This is a genomic window from Metabacillus sp. 22489, assembly GCF_052044855.1.
Lineage (GTDB): Bacteria > Bacillota > Bacilli > Bacillales > Bacillaceae > Metabacillus > Metabacillus niabensis.
In genome coordinates this window covers 1-1,149 of the sequence record NZ_JBQENT010000117.1, presented here as the reverse complement: position 1 = coordinate 1,149, position 1,149 = coordinate 1, and the positions used below count along the sequence as shown (strand labels likewise).

1 pseudogene is annotated in these 1,149 nt (G+C 38.4%); it reads left to right on the top strand.

The annotated features are described in order from the left end of the window. Positions 1-170: 170 nt before the first annotated feature. Positions 171-1,028: pseudogene (locus ACTJJ9_RS26285) on the top strand (Tn3 family transposase); the annotation flags it as partial. Positions 1,029-1,149: the final 121 nt, after the last annotated feature.

Genomic DNA, 1,149 nt, shown 5'->3' with positions numbered 1-1,149 from the left:
GGTCTGGCCAGTAGAAGTAGTACACGTGGGGAACCGTTCAGAAGCCCTTTAGGGTTTGGTCAGTAACAAAGGCTTTTAGCCGCAGAGCAAACCACCAGTTCTCACTGGTGGTTTTGATTTTCCATTTATTGTCTTAACGTGGGTTTTATGACAAAATGTTGGTTATACCCCTAGAACGACTTGAATACATACGAGGAATGGAATTAGAAACGGTACAAATTAGCCATTTGCATCGCAATCGTCTGTTACAGCTATCTCGCTTAGGTTCAAGATACGAGCCGTATGCATTCCGTGACTTTCAAGAAAATAAACGTTATTCGATATTAACCGTCTATTTATTACAACTTACTCAGGAGCTAACAGATAAAGCGTTTGAAATTCATGATAGGCAAATACTTAGTTTGTTATCAAAAGGTCGTAAGGCCCAAGAGGAAATCCAGAAACAAAACGGTAAAAAGCTAAATGAAAAAGTTATACACTTTACGAACATCGGACAAGCATTAATTAAAGCAAGAGAGGAAAAATTAGACGTTTTTAAGGTTTTAGAATCGATTATTGAATGGAATACCTTTGTCTCTTCAGTAGAAGAGGCTCAGGAGCTTGCACGTCCTGCCGACTTTGATTATTTGGACTTACTGCAAAAACGGTTTTATTCACTAAGAAAATATACGCCAACGCTATTAAGAGTATTGGAATTCCATTCTACAAAGGCAAATGAGCCACTTTTACAGGCTGTCGAGATTATACGAGGAATGAACGAATCCGGAAAGCGAAAAGTGCCTGATGACTCACCTGTGGATTTTATTTCAAAACGATGGAAAAAGCATTTATACGAGGATGATGGTACAACAATTAATCGTCATTACTATGAAATGGCTGTTTTAACAGAACTTCGGGAGCATGTTCGGGCAGGAGATGTTTCTATTGTTGGCAGCAGACAATATAGGGATTTTGAGGAATATTTGTTTTCGGAAGATATATGGAATCAATCGAAGGGGAATACGAGATTATCAGTTAGTTTATCATTCGCACGGTCGTATTAAAATTAATTAGAAACGGAGTTTCACCAAGAGAAAAGAAAAGAATCCAACCAAGACTTCAAAAGGCGTTCACCAATAATGGCGAAGGCTTCTATGTGTATGCACCTAA